The organism is Baekduia sp. Peel2402 (genome assembly GCF_052567285.1).
In genome coordinates, this window is record NZ_CP199582.1 from 4,631,041 (window position 1) to 4,650,499 (window position 19,459).

Annotated in this window: 18 protein-coding genes; 13 read left to right on the forward strand and 5 right to left on the reverse strand. The window is 71.7% G+C overall.

Annotated elements, in window-relative coordinates; genetic code table 11:
• Nucleotides 1-14 precede the first annotated feature (14 nt).
• Together ACT01A_RS22655 and ACT01A_RS22660 are read right to left on the reverse strand one after the other, a co-directional pair.
• On the reverse strand, nt 15-380 hold the full coding sequence (locus tag ACT01A_RS22655) for a hypothetical protein (RefSeq protein WP_445149375.1): 366 nt from the start codon (nt 378-380) through the stop codon (nt 15-17).
• A complete protein-coding gene (locus ACT01A_RS22660; RefSeq protein ID WP_445149376.1) occupies nt 377-1,288 on the reverse strand; it encodes a zinc ribbon domain-containing protein in 912 nt (303 codons plus the stop codon). The genes ACT01A_RS22655 and ACT01A_RS22660 overlap by 4 nt, the downstream gene beginning before the upstream one ends.
• 155 nt (nt 1,289-1,443) lie before the next feature.
• Here ACT01A_RS22660 and ACT01A_RS22665 point away from each other — a divergent pair, with 155 nt between their 5' ends.
• The 5 genes from ACT01A_RS22665 (at nt 1,444) to ACT01A_RS22685 (ending at nt 5,565) form a co-directional block, all read left to right on the forward strand.
• Nucleotides 1,444-1,683: a hypothetical protein gene (locus ACT01A_RS22665; RefSeq protein WP_445149377.1), complete on the forward strand. Its 240-nt coding sequence runs from the start codon at nt 1,444-1,446 to the stop codon at nt 1,681-1,683.
• The gene (gene murI, locus ACT01A_RS22670; RefSeq protein WP_445149378.1) at nt 1,684-2,604 is read left to right on the forward strand and encodes a glutamate racemase; all 921 of its coding nucleotides are present in this window, start codon (nt 1,684-1,686) and stop codon (nt 2,602-2,604) included.
• Between the two features lie 135 nt (nt 2,605-2,739).
• Nucleotides 2,740-3,489, forward strand: coding sequence for a ribonuclease PH (rph, locus tag ACT01A_RS22675; protein WP_445149379.1), 750 nt, complete (start codon nt 2,740-2,742; stop codon nt 3,487-3,489).
• Nucleotides 3,486-4,064, forward strand: coding sequence for an RdgB/HAM1 family non-canonical purine NTP pyrophosphatase (gene rdgB / locus ACT01A_RS22680; RefSeq protein WP_445149380.1), 579 nt, complete (start codon nt 3,486-3,488; stop codon nt 4,062-4,064). The genes rph and rdgB overlap by 4 nt, the downstream gene beginning before the upstream one ends.
• Before the next feature lie 28 nt (nt 4,065-4,092).
• Nucleotides 4,093-5,565: a cation-efflux pump gene (locus ACT01A_RS22685; RefSeq protein ID WP_445149381.1), complete on the forward strand. Its 1,473-nt coding sequence runs from the start codon at nt 4,093-4,095 to the stop codon at nt 5,563-5,565.
• Here the strand turns inward: ACT01A_RS22685 and ACT01A_RS22690 are convergent.
• Nucleotides 5,552-5,692 (reverse strand): hypothetical protein, encoded by a 141-nt coding sequence (locus ACT01A_RS22690; protein ID WP_445149382.1) that lies wholly within the window; start codon nt 5,690-5,692, stop codon nt 5,552-5,554. The genes ACT01A_RS22685 and ACT01A_RS22690 overlap by 14 nt on opposite strands.
• Before the next feature lie 113 nt (nt 5,693-5,805).
• Here ACT01A_RS22690 and ACT01A_RS22695 point away from each other — a divergent pair, with 113 nt between their 5' ends.
• From ACT01A_RS22695 to ACT01A_RS22730, 8 genes are all read left to right on the forward strand, one after another.
• On the forward strand, nt 5,806-6,081 hold the full coding sequence (locus tag ACT01A_RS22695; protein WP_324909042.1) for an HU family DNA-binding protein: 276 nt from the start codon (nt 5,806-5,808) through the stop codon (nt 6,079-6,081).
• A gap of 3 nt (nt 6,082-6,084) precedes the next feature.
• Nucleotides 6,085-6,957, forward strand: a complete 873-nt coding sequence (pyrF, locus tag ACT01A_RS22700; protein WP_445149383.1) for an orotidine-5'-phosphate decarboxylase — start codon at nt 6,085-6,087, stop codon at nt 6,955-6,957.
• A gap of 38 nt (nt 6,958-6,995) precedes the next feature.
• Entirely contained in the window at nt 6,996-7,334 is a 339-nt protein-coding gene (locus tag ACT01A_RS22705; RefSeq protein WP_445149384.1) for a LysM peptidoglycan-binding domain-containing protein, read from the forward strand.
• Entirely contained in the window at nt 7,331-8,605 is a 1,275-nt protein-coding gene (locus tag ACT01A_RS22710) for a D-alanyl-D-alanine carboxypeptidase family protein (protein ID WP_445149385.1), read from the forward strand. Before ACT01A_RS22705 ends, ACT01A_RS22710 begins: the two co-directional genes overlap by 4 nt.
• A complete protein-coding gene (locus tag ACT01A_RS22715) occupies nt 8,602-9,564 on the forward strand; it encodes a 1-phosphofructokinase family hexose kinase (RefSeq protein WP_445149386.1) in 963 nt (320 codons plus the stop codon). The genes ACT01A_RS22710 and ACT01A_RS22715 overlap by 4 nt, the downstream gene beginning before the upstream one ends.
• Nucleotides 9,565-9,723: 159 nt before the next feature.
• The gene (locus tag ACT01A_RS22720; protein ID WP_445149387.1) at nt 9,724-10,965 is read left to right on the forward strand and encodes a GuaB3 family IMP dehydrogenase-related protein; all 1,242 of its coding nucleotides are present in this window, start codon (nt 9,724-9,726) and stop codon (nt 10,963-10,965) included.
• A 9-nt stretch (nt 10,966-10,974) separates the two neighbouring features.
• Nucleotides 10,975-12,588 (forward strand): glutamine-hydrolyzing GMP synthase, encoded by a 1,614-nt coding sequence (guaA, locus tag ACT01A_RS22725; RefSeq protein WP_445149388.1) that lies wholly within the window; start codon nt 10,975-10,977, stop codon nt 12,586-12,588.
• A 44-nt stretch (nt 12,589-12,632) separates the two neighbouring features.
• Nucleotides 12,633-13,817 (forward strand): alpha/beta fold hydrolase, encoded by a 1,185-nt coding sequence (locus ACT01A_RS22730; protein WP_445149389.1) that lies wholly within the window; start codon nt 12,633-12,635, stop codon nt 13,815-13,817.
• A gap of 14 nt (nt 13,818-13,831) precedes the next feature.
• On the opposite strand, the gene ACT01A_RS22735 is transcribed toward ACT01A_RS22730, so the two are convergent.
• Together ACT01A_RS22735 and ACT01A_RS22740 are read right to left on the reverse strand one after the other, a co-directional pair.
• Nucleotides 13,832-17,518, reverse strand: a complete 3,687-nt coding sequence (locus tag ACT01A_RS22735; protein WP_445149390.1) for a hypothetical protein — start codon at nt 17,516-17,518, stop codon at nt 13,832-13,834.
• Between the two features lie 85 nt (nt 17,519-17,603).
• The gene (locus tag ACT01A_RS22740) at nt 17,604-19,331 is read right to left on the reverse strand and encodes a GspE/PulE family protein (RefSeq protein ID WP_445149391.1); all 1,728 of its coding nucleotides are present in this window, start codon (nt 19,329-19,331) and stop codon (nt 17,604-17,606) included.
• Nucleotides 19,332-19,459 lie beyond the last annotated feature (128 nt).

The window sequence follows — 19,459 nt, forward strand, 5'->3', positions numbered from 1 at the left end:
TTTGGCGGGCGCCGTCAGCCCGCGGGCGCCGCGCTGGAGGCGACGTCGGGGTTCGTCGCTGCCGCGGGCGGCGCGGTCGGGACGCTGTTCTGAGGGATGGTGTCCGGCTCGACCGGCGCGGTCGTGGCCGCCGAGACGCGCCCGTCGTCGTTGGTCAGCTCGGTGAACGCGAACGCGAGCACCAACCCTGCGAGCAGGACGACGACGGCCACGAGCGCGATCGGCGCCCTCCAGTTCGGCGTCGGCGCCAGGCGCGTCCGGGCCGGGGCCCCGCACTCAAGACACCAGTCCTGCTCGGGCGCGACGTACGTGCCGCACCGCGGGCATCGCAGCGGCACCGGCGCCGGACCGGTGACCTGCTGGGGATCCTGGCCGGTCACTCCGCCGAACGCTCGCGTGACGCGAGCGGATCGCCGCCGGTCATGGCCGACCCATGTCCGTTGTCCTCACCCAGCGACGGGAAGGCCTGCGTGGGCTGGTCGGGGGTCGTCGCGTCGCCGTCGCCGTTGGCGGGCGCCGCGTCGCTCGGGGCCTGGGGATCGTTCACCGTGGTCGGCGCTTCTCCAGCCGTCGGCGCGTCGACGCCGTCCGGGGCCGGGGCCTCTTCAGCGATCGGCTCTGGCGGCGTCTCGACCGGCGGGTTGCCCGCCAGCGCGCCGGAGACCGGCGTCGAGCCTTGATCGGAAGCGCTGATCGGAAGGGTTTCCTGAGCGGGCGAGACCTCGGGCGCGGCGGGCTGGCCGCCGACCTCGCCGATCGCCCGCGGCCCGCTGAACTGCGTGCCGCACTGCGGGCAGAAGTTCGCGTCGGAGCTGTGCAGCGCGCCGCACCGCGGGCAGGCAGCGACGCCCGGCTCGCGCAGCTCGATGATGTCGCGGCGGTCGTTCAGGACGCGCTCGATCGCGCGCAGCTCGCGGTCCACCGCGTCGAGCGCCGCGAGCTTGCCGAGCACCAGCTCGTCGTTGCGGCGGCGGAAGCGGTGCAGGTCGAAGGCGAGACCGCCGAGGTCCCGGAAGCCCAGCTCCCGCACGCGGCGCAGGTAGCGCAGGCGGCGGCGCAGGCGGCCGCGATCGCGGAAGCTCGGGCGCGTCGGCGCGACGTCGGCAGGCGCCAACCCCGCCGGCAGCGGCTCCGCGGGCACGGGCTGCTCAACCGGCGGCTGGACCGCGGTGACGTCGGTAGGCGCAGGAAGCGGCGGGACGACGAGCGTCGCCTGCGGATCCTGCTGCTGGCCCGGGTCGTCGGCCGGACGCCGGCCGGGACGGATGCGTCGGAAGGGACCCTTCATAGGGAGAAGGCGCCCATGAGGCGCCGCGTCGGACGATACCAGCGGCCCATGTCGCAAGCGCTGCGCGGTTTCGTGACGTTTGCGTGTGGTTCCGTCACACGCGCTCGCGCACCATCGGCGTCGATCCTGTTCATCCGCATCACTTGGAGAGACGCATGTACCCCGCCTTTGGTTTCGCTCACGCGACCGCCTACCACGCCCTGCACCGCGCCCACCGCCGCTTGGCCACCTCCGACGACGGCCAGGGGACCGTCGAGTACATCGGGTTGATCCTGCTGCTGGCGGGCGTGATGGTCGCGGTCGTAAAGACCGGCAGCGACGGCACGATCGCCAAGACGATCGTGCAGAAGGTCAAGGGCACGATCGACGACGTCGGCGGCGCCGGCAAGGGCTAGATGGCCGACGTCGCCGTGGCGGCGGGTGCGCTCCGTACGATGATCCTCGTGCCCGCCGCCGATCCGCGCGACCGCCCCATCGCCGTCTTTGACTCCGGCGTCGGTGGTCTGACCGTGCTGCACGAGCTGCTCGTGTCGCTGCCCCAGGAGGACTACGTCTACCTGGGTGACAGCGCGCGCTTTCCGTACGGCGAGCGCACGGCGCAGGAGCTCGAGGCGTTCGGCATGGACATCGCCGACGAGCTGGTCGCGCGCCGCGCCAAGCTGCTGGTCGTCGCCTGCAACTCGATGACCGCCGCGGCGCTGCCCGCGCTACAGCGGCGGATGCTGGAGACGACGCTTGGCGTCGATGTGATCGGTGTGGTCCGGCCGGAGGCTGCCCAGGCGGTGGCGGTCACGCGGACCGGTCGGATCGGCCTCTTGGCCACACGAGCGACGGTCGCCTCCGGCGCCTACGAGCGTGCGGTCGCCGCCGTTGATCCGCACGTCGACCTCGTGGCGGTCCCGTGCCCGGACCTCGCGCCGCTGATCCAGGACCCGCCCGGCGGCGAGCTGTTCTCGCGCGAGCTGCAAGAGGTCGTCCGCGGCTACTGCGCCCCGCTGGTCGAGGCCGGGGTGGACACGGTCATCCTCGGCTGCACGCACTACCCGCTGGTGCGCTCGATGCTCCAGCGGATGCTTGGGCGCGGCGTGACGATCGTGACCTCCGGCGCGGCGTTGGCCCGCCAGGCCGAGCACGTCCTCGGCTCCCGCGACCTCGCCTCGCGCCGCGACGGCGAGGGCACCTACTCCTTCCTGTGCACCGGCGACGCCGACGCCTTCCGCCGCCTCGGCACCCGCTTCCTGCAGATGCCGCTGACCGAGGTCGAGCACGTCGATCTCTCGGCGTCGGAGTGGCGGGCGCCGGCGTCCGCACGCTGAGATCGCGCGCCGTCGGTCTCGAGTTGTGGCCCTCCTGGGGCCCAAAGTCGAGATCGACTTCAACTGGGTCCGCACAACCGCCCTCGGCCGCACCGTCGTGCGCTGTAGACCGGCCTGGTGCGTACCATCGGCGCGATGGCCGCGACCGTGACCCGTAGCTACGACCGCGCGCCCGATGGGCTGCGGCCGGTGACGATCGAGCCCGGGTTTGTCCGGACCGCGACCGGCAGCGCGCTGATCTCGATGGGGGAGACGCGGGTGATCTGCACGGCGTCGGCGCAGACCGGGGTACCACGGTGGCGGGCCAACTCCGGCCTCGGGTGGGTCACCGCCGAGTACGGGATGCTGCCCGCGTCGACCGGCGACCGCAAGCAGCGCGACATCTCGCGCGGCAAGCAAGACGGGCGCACGGTCGAGATCCAGCGGTTGATCGGCCGCTCGCTGCGCGTCGTCGTCGACTTCGCCGCGCTGGGCGAGAACACCATCTACCTGGACTGCGACGTTCTGCAGGCCGATGGCGGCACGCGCACCGCGTCGATCACCGGCGCTTTCGTCGCGCTCGCGCTGGCCTGCGCGGAGCTCCAAGCCAGCGGGCGAATCGCCAAGTCGCCGCTGACCGGCACGATCGCCGCGATCTCCTGCGGCATCGTCGGCGGCGTGCCGCTGCTCGACCTCGACTACCCCGAGGACTCCGCCGCCGAGGTCGACGCCAACGTCGTCATGACCGGCGAGGGCGGGCTGGTCGAGGTCCAGGCGACCGCCGAGCGCACGCCGCTAAGCCGCGCGCACCTGGACGAGCTGCTGCACCTCGCCGAGGGCGGGATCGCGGCGCTGCGCGTCGCCCAGGACGCGGCGATCGCCGCGGGCCGCGGAGCGACATCATGAAGTTGGTCCTCGCCACCCGCAACGCTCACAAGGCCGAGGAGTTCGAGCAGCTCCTCGCGCCCCATGAGGTCGCGCCGCTGCCCGACGCGGTCGTCCTCCCGCCCGAGACCGGGACGACCTTCGCCGAGAACGCGCTCGGCAAGGCACGCGCGGCCGCGCAGGCGCTGAACGTCGTCGTGATCGCCGACGACTCCGGCATCGAGTCCGAGGCGCTGGGCGGCCGGCCCGGCGTCTACTCGGCGCGCTTCGCGGGCGAGGACGCCACCGACCAGGAGAACCTCGACAAGCTGCTCGCCGAGGCGCCGACCGGCAGCCCGATCGCGTACGTGTGCGTCATCGCGCTGGCCGACCCCATCAACAACACCGAGCACCTCTTCGAAGGCCGCTGCACCGGCACGCTGGCGCCCGAGCCCCGCGGCGACGGCGGTTTTGGCTACGACCCCGCCTTCCTTCCCGACGACCCGATCCCGGCGCCCGCCGGCCGCACGATGGCCGAGCTGACCCCGGAGGAGAAGGGCGCGATCAGCCACCGCGGCCGCGCCGCCGCGCTGCTCGCGGAGCACCTCTCCGGATGAGCGCGGCGACGACGCGCGGGGTGGGGCGATGAGCGAGACGACCGCTGCGGTAACCGGCGGCGGAGCGGCCCCGGCGATGCCCGACGGCACGGCCTCGAAGACCGTCCTGCGCTCGGCGCTCGGCTCGGTCTTCGCCGCCGCGTTCCTGGTCACGCTCAAGCTCATCGCCGGTCTGATCTCCGGCTCGCTCGGCCTCGTCGCCGAGGCGGTGCACTCGGGTACGGACCTCGTCGCCGCGCTGCTGACCTTCCTCGCACTGCGGGTCGCGATTCGGCCGGCGGACCGGGACCATCCTTACGGGCACGGCAAGGCCGAGCACCTGGCGGCGCTGGGCGAGGGCGGGTTCCTCGTGCTGGCCTCGGCGTTCATCGGGGTGCAGGCGCTCTCGCGCCTGATCGAGGGCGGCGAGCACCACGTTGACGCCAACGCCTGGACGTTCGCCGTGCTCGCGGTCGTGCTGGTGGTCGACGTCTCGCGCTTGACGATCTCCCGGCGTGCGGCGATCAAGCACGGCAGCCCGGCGCTGGCATCCAACGCCTTGCACTTCGCCTCGGACTTCGTCGGCACGATCGCCGTCCTCATCGGCCTGGCGCTCACCTCCGCCGGGACGCCCGCTGCCGACTCGATCGCCGCGCTGATCGTCGCGGTCCTCGTCGTCTCCGCCGCGGTCCGGCTGATGCGACGCAATGTGGATGTCTTGATGGACGCCACGCCGGAGGAGGCCCAGCGCGAGGCGCGCACCGCGATCCTCGCCGCCGAGCCGACGATCGAGCTGCGCCGCCTGCGCGTGCGCGCCGCCGCCGGGCGCAACTTCGTCGAGGCGACCGTCGCCGTCCCGCCCGACGCCGCGCTCGGCGAGGGCCACGCGGTCGCCGACTCGATCGAGGAGGCCGTCCGCCAGGCGCTCCCCGGCAGCGACGTCGTCGTCCACGTCGAGCCCGGCACCGCGGGCGCCGACGTCCGCCAGCGGGCGTCCGCCGCCGCCCTGACCGTCCGCGGCGTGCGCGAGGTCCACAACGTCCGCACGACCGCCGTCGACGGCAGCCTCGAGCTGTCCCTGCACCTCAAGCTGCCGGCTGACCTCGGCCTCGGCGCCGCCCACGCGATCGCCTGCGCGGTCGAGGAGGCGATCCACGACGCGGTCCCCGAGGTCGTCGACGTCCACACCCACATCGAGCCGCTGGCCGGTTCGGAGGCGGAGGGCGCGGAGCCGGCGCGGCGCGAGGTCGCCCACGAGGAGGCGGTGGTGCGCGAGCTCGTCCAGGAGCTCACCGGCGCGCCCGTCGAGGACCTCCGCTTCCGTGCCGCAGCCGACGGCCTCGTCGTCCTTCTCACCGTCCGCCTGGCCGGCGATCAGACCCTCGACCAGGCCCACGGCGTGGCCAGCGAGCTGGAGCGCCGGATCCGCGACCGCGCGCCGGCGATCGACGAGGTGATCGTCCACACCGAGCCCGCCGTCGAAGACGGCGGCGCCGAGGACGCGACGCTCAGCGCAGGTTGATCGCGGCGGACAGCGCGACCGCCGTGAACAGCGCCGCGTAGCCCTGGTAGTTGGACAGCAACATGATGAGCGCCCCGATCAGGAGGGCCACCACGGTCACCAGCCAGGCGATGCGCTGAAGGGTCATCGTCGCCATCATTCTGCTCGTCGGGCCCGACGCCTGCATGCCGGTCCGTCCGGACCGGAGTCCACACTGCCCGGCCGCCACCCCCGCCAACCCTCGGAAAGGACCGCCGAAAGATGACGAAGAGCGAGTTCGTCGACCACGTCGCCAACAAGTCCAACCTGGACAAGAAGGACGCTGCTGCCGCCGTCGACGCTGCCCTCGCCGTCATCGAGGAGACGCTCGCCCGCGGTGGCGAGGTCAGTTTCTCGGGCTTCGGGAAGTTCCACGTCGCCGAGCGCGGCGCGCGCGAGGGCGTGCACCCGCGCACGGGTGAGCCGATCCAGATCGCGGCTTCGAAGGTCCCGCGCTTCACCGCTGGGTCGGGCCTCAAGAAGGCCGTCAAGGCCTAAGGCGTGCCCCCCGGCCACGTCGCCGACCGCCTCGCCGCGCTCGTCGCCGAGCGCGAGTCCCAGATCGTCCTCGGCCTGGACCCGGACCCGGCACGCCTGTGGCCGGACGCCGGCGGCGACCCCGATCCCGCCGTCGCCGTCCTCGCGCACTGCCGCGCCGTCATCGACGCCGTCGCGCCGGCGGTCGTCGCCGTCAAGCCGCAGGTGGCCTGCTTCGAGCGCCTTGGCGCACCCGGCTGGGCGGCGCTGGCAGCGACCGTCGAGCACGCCCGGGCACAAGGCCTCTTCGTCCTGGCCGACGGCAAGCGCGGGGACATCGACGTCACGGCGACCGCCTACGCCCACGGGTTCTTCGACGCCGGCGGCCTGAACGCCGACGCGCTCACGGTCAACCCCTACATGGGGCTCGACACGCTGCGGTCCTTCGCGGCCGTCGCGCGCCCCGCCGGCGGCGGCCTCTTCGCGCTCGTCCGGACCTCGAACCCCGGCGCCGCCGACCTGATGGATGAGCCGCTGGCCCGCGGCGGCACGGTCTGGGAGCGCGTGGCCGAGCTGGTCGCCGAGCTCGGCGACGAGCACCGCGGGCCGGAGTCGGGGCTCGCGGACGTCGGCGCCGTCCTCGGCGCCACCCAGCCCGAGCACCTGGCCCGCGCTCGCGAGCTGCTGCCCCACGCGATCTTCCTGCTGCCCGGCGTCGGCGCCCAGGGTGGCCGCGTCGAGGACCTCGCCCCGGCGTTTGCGCCCGGTCGCGCCGCCGGCCTGGTCACCGCGTCGCGCTCGATCGTCCGCGCCCACGAGCAGAGCGGCGGCGCGCCCGCCGCGGCCGCCCGCGCTGAGGCTGAGCGCCTACGCGAGACCGCGTGGGCGCTGGGCTGAGACGTCCAGACCGGTCGGCCCCATATCCTCCTGCGCAGATGCGCCGTCGCCGCTCCCATGCCCGCTGGCTGGCCCCGCTCGCCCTGATCGCGTGCGCGTTCGCGATCTACACGGTGGTCGACCAGGGGCTGCTCAAGGACGACAGCGGCGCAAAGACGACGACGTCGAAGACGAGCAAGGACGGCGATTCCGCGTCGACGTCCACGACGAAGAAGAAGGCCTCCAAGAAGGCCAAGTCGTACAAGGTGAAGTCCGGCGACACGTTCTCCGGCATCGCCGACAAGCAGGGGGTCGAGGTGGAGGCGCTGCAGGAGGCAAACCCGGACGTGAACCCGTCCGCCCTCTCACCCGGTCAGAAGCTGAAGCTGCCGCGATGACGGCGCGCTGGTCCGCATCCGTGCGGGCGGGCGGCGTCCTCGCGCTGCTGCTCGCCCTCACCGCCACGCTGCTGCTCGCCCTTGCGCCCGCGCGCTCGGCCCACGCCGCGACCAAGGCCCCGCAGGTCCGCGCCCCCGCCGCGATCCTGGTCGAGCCCGCCACCGGCGACGTCGTCTTCCAGCGCAACGCCAACCAGCGCCGCGGGATCGCTTCCACGACCAAGCTGATGACCGCGCTGGTCACGCTCGAGCACGCCTCGCTCGACGACGTGATGAGGACGATCGACTACCACGGGGGCGCCACCGAATCCCTAGCCGGCTTCGGGGAGGGCGAGCGCGTCACGGTCCGGGACCTTCTGCGCGCGCTGCTGATCACCTCGGCCAACGACGCCGCCGCCACGCTGGCCCAGCGGATCGGCGGCACGCGCGCGAAGTTCGTGGCAATGATGAACGCCAAGGCGCGCGAGCTGAAGCTCGACGACACCCACTACGACAACCCGGTCGGGCTGGACGGCAAGGGCAACTACTCGTCGGCGACCGACCTGGCCAAGCTCGCGCTGATCCTGCGCCGCAACGCGTTCTTCCGCGAGACGACCGACCTCAAGCAGGTCACGCTGAAGTCCGGCGCGCACCCGCGCACGTTCGCCAACCGCAACCTGCTGGTGCGTTCGACGCCCGCGGTCAACGGCGTAAAGACCGGCCACACCAACGCCGCGGGCTACATCTTGGTTGGCAGCGCGTCGCGTGACGGGATCACGGTGATCTCGGTCGTTCTCGGCGACCCGTCCGAGGCGGCGCGCGACTCCGACTCGCTGACGCTGTTGAAGTACGGCCTCAACCGCTACCACGTGGTCACGGCCGTCAAGAAGGGCCAGGTCGTCGCGCACGCCTCGCTCTCGCACCGCGACGAACAGGTCGACCTCGCCGCTTCTGAGACCGTCAAGCGCACGACCAAGCGGGGCGACAAGCTCGTCGTCACCGTCACCGGTGCGCCGACCGAGATCGACGGGCCGCTGCCCAAGGGCGCGCGCGTCGGCACCGTCAACGTCTTGCAGCGCGGGAAGGTCGTCGCGCGCATCCCGCTGGTCACCGCGGACGCCGTCGACGCGGCCACGTTCTTCGATCGCCTGCGCGACTGGCTCGACAGCCCGGTGACGCTCGTCCTGCTCGCGGCGTTCGCCGTCTGTAGCCTCTACCTCGTGCTGCTGAGGCGGCGCGCGGTGCGGCGCAGGCAGAGGCGGCGCGCCGGTCGAGGGGCACCCGTCGCGTGATCATCACCGTCACCCTTAATGCCGCGATTGACAAGTCGCTGTCCGTGCCGAACTTCCGGCTCGGCCGTCGGCATCGCACCGTGGAGCAGCGCACCGCCGCAGGCGGCAAGGGCGTCAACATCGCCCGTGCGCTGAAGACTCTCGGCCAGCCGGTCATCGCGACCGGCTTCGCGGGCGGTCCGACCGGCACGCGGATCGTCGACCAGCTCACCGAGGAGTCGATCCTCAACGACTTCGTGCGCATCCGCGAGGAGTCGCGCACGAACACCGCGGTCTATGACCCGACCAACGGGCAGACGACCGAGATCAACGAGCGCGGTCCCGCGGTCTCGGCCCAGGAGATCGGGCTCTTCCGCGACAAGCTGCTCTACCTGGCGCGCGGCGCCGACATGGTGGTCATCGCCGGGTCGCTGCCGCGCGGGGTCGACACCGATATCTACGCGGGCCTGATCCGGGAGCTGAAGAAGGCCGGCGTGCTGACGATCATCGACACCGACGGCGAGCCGCTGCGCCACGCGGTGCGCGCCGAGCCGGACGTGATCTCCCCGAACGTGCTCGAGGCCGAGGAGCTCGTTGGCCACGAGTTCAACGACGACGAGGACCGTCTCATCGCCGTAGGGGAGATGGTCGAGCAGGGCGCCCACGAGGCGGTCATGACGCTCGAGGACGGCTGTGTCGCGTGCATGAGGGTCGACGGGACGCGGGCGCGGTTCCGCGTGTCGATCGCGCCGCGCGAGTCGGTCGCGGGCGTCGGCGCCGGCGACGCGTTCCTGGCGGGCTACGTCGCAGCGCGGTACGCGGGCAAGTCGACGGCGGACTGCCTGGCGTTCGGCGTCGCGTGCGGCGCCGAGTCGACCGAGCACCTGGGCGCGGGCATCGTCGAGCCGCGCGCGGTGGAGCGGCTGTTGGATGAGGTTGAAGTCCAGCAGTTGTCCGCTCCGACCGCCGACGTGTCCTAAATCACACGACGCCGCGAGCGTCCGGTTCGGTTCCGTACGAACCCACTGCTACGCTGCCAATGCGTGTTTGGTTGCCGCCACATCACGCCGTTTACGACCCGTCCTCGGACCCCGCCTGCGCGGGGTCTTTTCGTCCGGCCCCAGACCTAGGATTCGCTAATGGAGATCGAGATCGGCCGCGGGAAGAAGGCCCGCCGTGCTTACGGATTCGACGACATCGCCATCGTGCCCTCGCGGCGCACGAGGGACCCCGATGACGTCGACGTCTCCTGGAAGCTGGGTGATTACCGCTTCGAGCTGCCGCTGCTCGCGTCCGCCATGGACGGCGTCGTCTCCCCGCGCACCGCGGGGATCATCGGCAAGCTCGGCGGTCTGGCTGTCCTGAACCTCGAGGGCATCTTCGCCCGCTACGAGGACGCCGACGAGCAGCTCGAGCGCATCGCGCAGCTGCCCAAGGACGTCGCGACCCGCGAGATGCAGGACATCTACCGCGCGCCGATCGACGAGGACTTGATGGTCCAGCGGATCCGCGAGATCAAGGACCAGGGCGTCGTCACCGCCGCCTCGCTCACGCCGCAGCGCGTCAACCGGTACTACGAGAAGGTGCTGGACGCGGGCCTCGACATCCTGGTCATCCAGGGCACGGTCGTCTCGGCCGAGCACGTCTCGCAGACCTCCGAGGCGCTCAACCTGAAGGAGTTCATCGCCGACCTGCCGGTTCCGGTCGTCGTCGGCGGCTGTGCCTCCTACCACACGGGTCTGCACCTGATGCGCACGGGCGCCGCTGGCGTTCTTGTAGGTGTCGGTCCCGGCGCGGCGTGCACGACGCGCGGCGTGCTGGGCATCGGCGTCCCGCAGGCGACGGCGATCGCCGACGTCGCGGCCGCCCGCTCCCAGCACATGCTGGAGACCGGCGAGTACGTGCGCGTGATCGCCGACGGCGGCATGCGCAACGGCGGCGACGTCTCCAAGGCCATTGCCTGCGGTGCGGACGCCGTGATGATCGGCTCGCCGCTGGCGCGCGCCCACGAGGCGCCGGGCCGCGGCTTCCACTGGGGCATGGCGACGTTCCATCCGACGCTCCCGCGCGGCGCGCGTGTGGCGACGACGCAGAACGGCACGCTCGAGGAGATCCTCGTCGGGCCGGCCCGCGAGAACGACGGCACGTTCAACCTGATGGGCGGCCTGCGCACCTCGATGGCCACGTGCGGCTACCAGGACATCGCGGAGTTCAACCGCGCTGAGCTGATGATCGCCCCGTCGCTTCAGACCGAGGGCAAGCAGCTGCAGTCGTCGCAGGGCGTGGGCATGGGCTCGCGCGGCGCGGCGGTCTCGGCGCACGGCTCGGGCGGCGAGAACGGCGCCGCGGCCGACAAGACCCCGGTCGGCGCTGGGGCGTAGAACACCAACATGACCGACCATCTCGTCACCGCCTCGACGGCGGCCACGGAGCTCGCCGACGAGTCGGCGCCCGTCGACCGCCCGACGGCGGTCGACGAGGTCGTCGTCCTCGACTACGGCGGGCAGTACTCGCAGCTGATCGCGCGACGCGTCCGCGAGTGCGGCGTGTTCAGCGAGCTGCTGCCCCACCACGTGGGGGCAGAGGAGGTCCGCAAGCGCAAGCCGAAGGGCCTGATCCTGTCCGGCGGGCCGGCGTCGGTGTACGCCGACGGCGCGCCGAAGCTCGATCCGGAGCTGCTCGAGCTCGGGATCCCGGTGCTGGGCATTTGCTACGGCATGCAGCTGCTGGCGCTGAAGCTCGGCGGCAAGGTCGAGGGCGCCGAGGTCGGCGAGTTTGGGCGGTCGCAGCTGACGGTCCGCGAGAGCGGCACGCTGCTGGCCGGGCTGCCGCTGGAGCAGTCATGCTGGATGTCGCATCGCGACACGGTCTTCGAGGCCCCCGAGGGCTTCACCGCGCTGGCGTCGTCGACGGCGTCGCCGGTGGCGGCGTTCGAGTCGGTCGAGCGCGGGATCTACGGGATCCAGTTCCACCCCGAGGTCGTGCACACGCCCTACGGGACCGACGTCCTCAAGAAGTTCCTGGGCGACGTGTGCGAGGCGGACCTCGGCTGGTCGGCGGCGTCGATCGTCGAGGAGCAGATCGCGCGCATCCGGGCGCAGGTCGGCGACGCGAAGGTCATCTGCGGTCTTAGCGGTGGCGTCGATTCCAGCGTCGCCGCGGTGCTGGTGCACCAGGCGATCGGCGACCAGCTCACGTGCATCTTCGTCGACCACGGGTTGATGCGTAAGAACGAGGGCGAGCAGGTCATCAAGGCCTTCCGCGACCAGTACAAGATCCCGCTCGTCGCCGTGGACGCCGAGAACCGCTTCCTGGACAAGCTGGCGGGCGTGAGCGAGCCCGAGGCCAAGCGCAAGATCATCGGCGCCGAGTTCATCCGCGTCTTCGAGGAAGAGGCCGCCAAGATCGGCGACGCCAAGTACCTCGTCCAAGGCACGCTGTACTCCGACGTGATCGAGTCGGGCGGCGGCACCGGCGCGGCCACGATCAAGTCCCATCACAACGTCGGCGGCCTGCCCGAGGACCTCGAGTTCGAGCTCGTCGAGCCGCTGCGCGCGCTGTTCAAGGACGAGGTCCGCGCCGTCGGCGCGGAGCTGGGTCTGCCCGAGCGCCTGGTCTGGCGCCAGCCCTTCCCGGGCCCGGGTCTCGCGATCCGCGTCGTCGGCGGCGAGGCCACCAAGGAGCGCCTCGACGTCCTGCGCGACGCCGACTACATCCTTCAGGACGAGATCCGCAACGCCGGCCTCTACCGCGACCTGTGGCAGTCCTTCTGCGTCCTGCCCGACGTCCGCACCGTCGGCGTCCAGGGCGACGAGCGCACCTACGGCTACGTCGTCGTCATCCGCGCGGTGACCAGCGACGACGCCATGACCGCCGACTGGGCGCGCCTGCCCTACGACCTCCTCGAGCAGATCGCCTCGCGGATGATCAACGAGCTGCGCGAGGTCAACCGGGTCGTGCTCGACATCACGTCGAAGCCGCCGGGCACCATCGAGTGGGAGTAACCCGGGGCGCGTTCGTGCCCCGGCGACCGGTGTAAGGTCGCGCGATGTCCCGTCTGTCCCGTCTCGTCCTCGCGGTCGCGTGCTGCTCGTCGATCGCCGCGCTGCCTGCCGTCGCCTCCGCGAAGGTGAAGGTCGGCCCGGCCGGCGATGCGTTCTACACCGCGCCGAACCCGTTGCCGGGCAAGGACCACGGTGACGCGATCTGGGCGAGGACGCTGAAGGGCGCGGCGGTCGTGCCCGGCGCGAGCGCGACCAAGGTGGTGTTGTACCGGTCCCAAGATGCGCATGGGGCGCAGGTGCCGGTGTCGGGTGTCGTCTCGGTGCCGAAGGGCAAGGCGCCGAAGGGCGGGTGGCCGGTCATCACGTGGGCGCACGGGACGAGCGGGATCGCGGACCAGTGCGCGCCGTCGCGCGACGACGGGACGGCCCTGGTCCACGCCTACCACGCCTACGTCTTCCCGCTGCTGACCTCGTGGCTGAAGGCCGGCTACGCGGTCGTGCGGACCGACTACGAGGGGCTCGGCACGAAGTACGACCACCAGTACCTCAACGGCAAGGCCGCGGGCCGGGGCGTGCTGGACATGGTGCGCGCGGCGCGGCAGGTCGATCCGCGGCTGAGCAAGACCACCATCATCGCCGGGCACTCCCAAGGCGGCCACGCGGCGCTGTTCGCCGCGGCGCTCGCGCCGACCTACACGCGCGATCTCGCGGTCAAGGGGACGATCGCGTTCGCGCCGGCCTCGCACCTCGACGAGCAGATCCCGCTCACGCGCTCGCTGACGGCGCCGAACCCGGGCCTCAGCGGGCTGGTCGCGACCATCGCCTATGGGTTGCAGGCCGCCTACCCCGACCAGTTCCAGCTCGCCGACTTCATGACCGACGCGGGCGTGTCGCTCGCGTTGAGCACGCAGTCGAAGTGCCTGGGCGACCTGCCGGTCGCGGGCGTGGCGCCGTCGTCGCTGTTCAAGCCGGGCATCGACCTCGCGCCGGTCGCCAAGCTGCTGGACGCCAACGACCCGTCGCACCTGAAGATCAAGACCCCGGTCTTGGTCGAGCAGGGCCGCGCCGACACGACCGTCATCCCGCTCTTCACCGACCAGCTCGTGACCGAGTTGAAGGACAACGGCGGCAAGCCGACCTACCAGCGCTTCGCGGGCGTCGACCACGTCGGGATCACCGACAAGGGCGGGCCGGCGGCGACGAAGTGGATCAAGCAGCGGCTGCGCTGAGCCGGTCGCGCCGCCTACGCCACCCAGGCCGGCGCGCCGTGCGCGCTGCGCTTCGTCTTGGCCTTCGCCTTGACCGCTTTGACCCGCGCCGTCGCGCGCGGGCCGGCCACGCTGCGCTTGTCCTCGCCGCGGACGGTGATCGTCGCGGAGGTGGTCTTGGCGACCGCCGGGATCGTCAGGCGGGGCGTCTTGGTCGAGGTCATCAGCACGCGGCCGTCGCTGAGCTGCGTCGCGACGGTGAAACGGCGGCTCGCGGCGTCCTTCTTCCACGTCACGACCAGCTTCGTCCCCGAGCGCTTGACGTGCAGCGCGGGCTTGGCCGGGCGCGGCGGGGCCGGCGCGACGAAGCGCGCGACCACGATCGTCTGGCGCGGGATCCCGCGCTGGGCGACCTGGGCGATGACCGTGCGGGTTCCGCTCGGGCCGGCGGTCGGCGTGAACGCGACCGTCCCCTTGGTGTGGGTCCCGGCGTCGGCGATCTGCGCGCCGAGGCCGCCCTTGCCCTGCTCGGAGAACGCAACCGTCTGGCCCGGCAGCGGATCGATCTTGTAGGTCAACACCCGCTTGGCGCCGGCGCCTTTGGTCACCTTCGCGGTGACCTTCGGGGCGGGCAGGCCATTGGCGGCGCGCACCTCGGTGATCGGCGTCGAGTCGGCCTCCGGCACGATCTTCCACGCGCCCGCGGCGGGGCCCTTCACGGCGAACCACGTCAGCCGCTGCTCCACCGCCTGGAACGCGAACGCCTTGCCCGTGTTGATCGGCGCGGCGGGCTCAGGCTCCACGCGCGTCCCGTCGGGCCCAACCAGCGCGACGTGCGGCGGGCCGTCGCGCCCGACCACGCCGACCATCCCGGACGGCAGGCCCGCGTCGAACTTCACGGTGCGCTCGCCGGGCGTCTGCGCCGCGTGGGCGCGGGCGGCCACCGCCCGGTAGTCGCCGACGTCGCAGCCGACCGGCATCAGGTCCAGGTGCGAGATCAAGAACACCGGGTTGATCAGGCCCGCCCACAGGTTGCTGCCCCACGTGACGCCCGCGCCGATGTCGGCCACTAGCGCGTGTGCGCAGCCCGCAAAGCCCTTGGACGAGAACACGATCCGCCCGCCGATGCAGACGCCGGCGCAGATGTCGGCGTGCCCCTCGATGCTGAACGCGCGGTCGTAGAACCAGCCCTCGATGCCCGCCTCAGCCTTGAACGGCCCGATGCTGGCGTTGACGCTGCCGCCGGCTTTGATGTGGCCGTCGGTCACGTACTCCAAGAACGCCTTGGCCAGCGGGACGCCCATCACGCTGCCGACGCCGTCGCCGCGGATCGTCACCGGCTCGTTGTCGGGCAGCGTCACCCGCAGGTCGCCGTCGACCCGGACGACGCGGTCCGAGCCGTCCTTGGACACCAGCGGCCCGGCGCCGATGGTCAGCCCGCCGCTGAGCGACAGCGGGTTCTGATCCAGCTCCGCGCGGATCTCGGTGAGGTACGCGACGCTGAACGGGTCCAGCGGGAAGCCGGGCGCCGGCGGCGAGAACGCGCCGGCCAGCTTGGTCAGCACGCCGTCGCGGAACTCGATCGACGCCGCCAGCTGCATGCCCGGCGGGATCGCGAACTTTGCCGAGCCGCTCCACAGGCCGCCGTCCGGATCAAAGCCCAACGACGCGTCAGCGACGTCGAGCGGCCCGAGCTTGGCCAGCGAGAACCCGAACTTCAGCTCGCGCACGTGCAGCGAGGCGATGTTGTCGGAGCGCAGGACGAGGTTCGCCGTGACGCCGCCGAGCAGCTTCGGGAGCCCGACGTTGCCGGAGATCTCGACCGCACCGCGGACAAGCTTGATGTCGGCGCTGCCCACGAACTTGAACCCGAAGACCTTCGAGCCGACCTTGCCGACGTCGATGTCGCCCAGCGGGAAGATGTTGCCCTTGGGAACCGTCCAGTCGATCGTGCCGCTGAACAGCTTGATGGGGCTGGTCTTGCCGACCGAGATGTTGACCGGCCCGGTCGAGGTGACCTTCAGCTTGGTCGGGTCAAATCGGATCGACGCGCCCGCGATGTCCATGCCATTGACATGCACCCCGCCCTTGGCGACGAACGCGGTGCCGTCGCGCTCGAAGCAAGCGTCGGCGACGACGTCGAGCGCGGCCAGCTGCAGGACGCGGCAGCGCCGGTCCTCCGGCGAGGCCGGGGGTGGCGTGGGGGAGGGCGGCGGGGTCGTGCCGCCACCGTTGGAGCCGCCGCCGTTGGAGCCGCCACCACCACCGCCACCGCCGCCGCCCGTCCCGGGGTCCGGCCCCGGCCCCACCGGCGGCGGGGGCGTCGTCACGGGCAGCAGCGCATCGCCGAACGGGTAGTTGTAGCCGTACTGCGTCCCCTGGCGGGACCAGCCGACCAGGCCGCCGAAGCCCTGCGCGCCGGTGGCCTCGGCCAGCCATGGGTCGAGGTCGTTGGACGCGCCCCCCGTGCCAAGGTCGCGGTTGGCCCACTCCGGCTCGGGCACGAACGCGTTCGGGCTCCAGCCGATGCCGTCGTCGGAGGTCATGTACTGGACGTGGTTCCAGCGGGTCGAGCCGTCGCCGGGGAGCGCGAAGACGAAGTGCAGGCGCCCGTTGGCCTGATCCTCGACGAGGTTGGCCCGCGCCTTCCCGCAGCAGTTGAGGTAGGTCGAGTTGTGTCCGAAGCCCTGGCCGACGCTGAGATCGGGGTCCGGGATCTTCTTGTAGGCCCCGAGGACGCCGTTCTCCAGACGCCGCAGCCGCCACTCGTACAAGGTGTAGCCGGTGCTCGCCTCGTGAACGACGTGCCGGTACATCAGGAACGTCCCGAGCGGCCCCGTCACAAGGTGCGGCTCGTCGGACTCGACCTCGTCGGGGCCGGCGATCGGCGTCCACCGCGACGCGTCGTTGATCGCCGTCTGGGTCTCGTCCTCGGGATGGTCGTACTGGCGCAGCGCGATCTTGCCGTCCGGGTCGGTCCACGCCACGACGAACCGGCCGGGCCCGCGCTGGACGATCGCGGGATGGTCGCCGCCACCGGCGCGATTGCGATGGTCGGCGTCGTCGCTGAGTCGCGCGAGCGAGTGGGTGGCGACAATCCCCAGCGGCGCGCCCTGGACGAAGACGCCGCCGCGGTACTTGAGGTCCTGGGCGTCGGCGGAGACCGTGTTGTCGGCCTTGCTGACGACCGTCACGATCCGGCGCTGGGCGAGGTCGAGGACCGACGCCGTCCAGGTGAAGTAGGCCGCCGGGTTCTGCCAGGTGGAGTACGCCCGGCGCGAGAAGACCATGCCCCCGTCGAAGGTGTCGCCGTCGTCGGTCGACTGCCAGATGATGTTCATGTCCGGCGCGTACTCGTCGCCGGGCGGGTCGGCGCCGCAGGTGCCGTGCGTCATGACGATCACGTCGCCGAACGGCGAGATCATGACCTTCGGCCCGTCGATGTCCTGGCTGGACCCGTCGTAGCCGACGTAGCGGCACGGGTTGATGAACGTCTTGGTGTCCGCGCAGGTCTGCGCGCCGTGCGGGATGCGGCAGTAGACGACGCGCTCGTCGTCGAAGGTGTGGACGCCGGAGACGAGGTGCGTCGTGCCGTCGCGGTCCATGGCCGCGCTCGCGCCGTAGCCGTCGGCGATGTTCTCCGTCGCGCTCGCGCCCGCCGGACAGCAGGCGAGGGTGGCGAGCAGCGTCAGCAGGGCCCAGCGAGCCGCGCGCGTGGTCATGGCGTGCCACGCTAGACGCGCCGACTAGTGGCGTCATCGCTCCGAGGAGTGATCCTGCTCTTTTGGTCAGGGCAGGCCGGCGCGCCTACCCGGAGGTGGTGACGCGCAGCACTTCTTCGGGTGAGGTGAGCCCGAGGAGGACCTTCTCCTGGCCGTCCTCGCGCAGGCGCCTCATGCCCTTGCCCACAGCGCTGGCGGCGATCTCGTCGGCGGAGGCGCGGCGCAGGATCAAGGAGCGGATCTCCTCGTCCATCCGCAGGACCTCGAAGATGCCGACGCGGCCGCGGTAGCCGGTCTGGTTGCAGCGGTCGCAGCCGCCGGCGTTGAAGATCTGGACGGCCTCGCCCTGGACGTCGAAGCCGTGGTCGCGCATGACGGAGGCCTCGACCATCTTGGGGGCCTTGCAGTGGTCGCAGAGCTTGCGGGCCAGGCGCTGGGCGACGACGCAGTCGATCGCCGAGGACAACAAGAACGGCTCGACGCCCATGTCCAGCAGACGCGAGACGGCGTTGGGCGCGTCGCGCGTGTGCAAGGTCGACAACACGAGGTGGCCGGTCAGCGCCGCCTCGACCGCGATGTGCGCGGTCTCGCCGTCGCGGATCTCGCCGACCATGATGATGTCGGGGTCGGCGCGCATGATCGCCTTCAGGCCGCCGGCGAACGTCATCTTCGCCTTGGCGTTGATCGCCATCTGCTTGACGCCGTCCATCCGGTACTCGACCGGGTCCTCGACGGTCACGATCGTGCGCGTGCCGTTGTTGACGTGCGCCAGGCACGAGTACAAGGTGGTGGACTTGCCCGAGCCGGTCGGGCCCGTCACGAGCACGCCGCCGTACGGGCGCGCCATCGCGGCCTCGACGTTGCCGCGATCGGTGTCGAGCATGCCGATCTGCTCCAGGCCGACGGGTGCGCTCGACGAATCGAGGATTCGCGCGACGACCGCCTCGCCGTAGACCGTCGGCAACGTCACGATGCGCAGGTCGATCTCGTGGCCGTCGATCAGCAGCGACACGCGGCCGTCCTGCGGCTGGCGGCGCTCGGCGATGTCGAGGTTGGCCATGACCTTCATGCGCGAGATCACGCCGACCGACATGCGGCGAGGGATCGTGACGGCCTGGTCGAGCATGCCGTCCACGCGGAAGACCACGTGCATGTCCTCGGAGGACGGGTCGAAGTGGATGTCCGAGGCGCCGCGGCGGATCGCGCGCTTCAGGACCGAGTTGACCAACTTGATGATCGGCGCCTGGTCGTCGGCGCCGAGGTCGGTGACGTCGTTGGCGACCGGCGCGGTCAGGTCGACCTCGCCGTTGTCGTCGGAGCCGTCGTCGGAGAGGTCCGGGATGTCGTTGCCGAGCTTGACGCTCAGGCGGTGGATGTCGTCGTAGGCCGCGACGACCGGGCGCACCGCCATGCCCGTGATCATCGTGACGTCGTCGATCGCCAGCATGTTGGCCGGGTCGGCCATCGCCAGCAGGAGCTGCCCGTCGTCGTCCTGCCCGACCGGGATCGCGTCGTAGCGACGCACGAAGCTCGGGTCGACCAGGCGCGCCAGGTCGGTGTCGATCTTGAGGACCGTGAGGTCGACGCGCTCGATGCCGAACCGCTCGGCCAAAACCCGCGCGAGCTGCTGCGGGGTCAGGACGCCGTCCTCGATCAGGACGCGACCGGTGAGCCGGCCGGACTCGCGAGCGTGCATGACCGCGCGCTCGACGGCCTCTTCCTTGGCGAAGCCGAGCTCGACGACGACCTGGCCGATGAGGCGCGTGGAGCGGCCCCGGGCCAGCGGCGGAATCAGCCCAGGGACGTCCGACACCGCATGGTGCTCCGGGACTGCCGGCGACGTCGTGGCAGAGCTGTGGTGCGTGCTGGGGGGAGGGACCGACACACCCGGTACGTCGGCCGCATACGCAGACGAGTCCAGCCCATGGACGGATGTTCGGT

Coding starts and splice junctions, on each gene's coding strand:
- ACT01A_RS22735 (WP_445149390.1), bottom strand. CDS start 17,518: ATGACCACGCGCGCGGCTCGCTGGGCCCTGCTGACGCTGCTCGCCACC.
- ACT01A_RS22705 (WP_445149384.1), top strand. CDS start 6,996: ATGCGCCGTCGCCGCTCCCATGCCCGCTGGCTGGCCCCGCTCGCCCTG.
- rph (WP_445149379.1), top strand. CDS start 2,740: ATGGCCGCGACCGTGACCCGTAGCTACGACCGCGCGCCCGATGGGCTG.
- guaA (WP_445149388.1), top strand. CDS start 10,975: ATGACCGACCATCTCGTCACCGCCTCGACGGCGGCCACGGAGCTCGCC.
- ACT01A_RS22710 (WP_445149385.1), top strand. CDS start 7,331: ATGACGGCGCGCTGGTCCGCATCCGTGCGGGCGGGCGGCGTCCTCGCG.
- ACT01A_RS22665 (WP_445149377.1), top strand. CDS start 1,444: ATGTACCCCGCCTTTGGTTTCGCTCACGCGACCGCCTACCACGCCCTG.
- ACT01A_RS22720 (WP_445149387.1), top strand. CDS start 9,724: ATGGAGATCGAGATCGGCCGCGGGAAGAAGGCCCGCCGTGCTTACGGA.
- ACT01A_RS22695 (WP_324909042.1), top strand. CDS start 5,806: ATGACGAAGAGCGAGTTCGTCGACCACGTCGCCAACAAGTCCAACCTG.
- murI (WP_445149378.1), top strand. CDS start 1,684: ATGGCCGACGTCGCCGTGGCGGCGGGTGCGCTCCGTACGATGATCCTC.
- ACT01A_RS22730 (WP_445149389.1), top strand. CDS start 12,633: ATGTCCCGTCTGTCCCGTCTCGTCCTCGCGGTCGCGTGCTGCTCGTCG.
- ACT01A_RS22685 (WP_445149381.1), top strand. CDS start 4,093: ATGAGCGAGACGACCGCTGCGGTAACCGGCGGCGGAGCGGCCCCGGCG.
- rdgB (WP_445149380.1), top strand. CDS start 3,486: ATGAAGTTGGTCCTCGCCACCCGCAACGCTCACAAGGCCGAGGAGTTC.
- ACT01A_RS22690 (WP_445149382.1), bottom strand. CDS start 5,692: ATGACCCTTCAGCGCATCGCCTGGCTGGTGACCGTGGTGGCCCTCCTG.
- ACT01A_RS22660 (WP_445149376.1), bottom strand. CDS start 1,288: ATGAAGGGTCCCTTCCGACGCATCCGTCCCGGCCGGCGTCCGGCCGAC.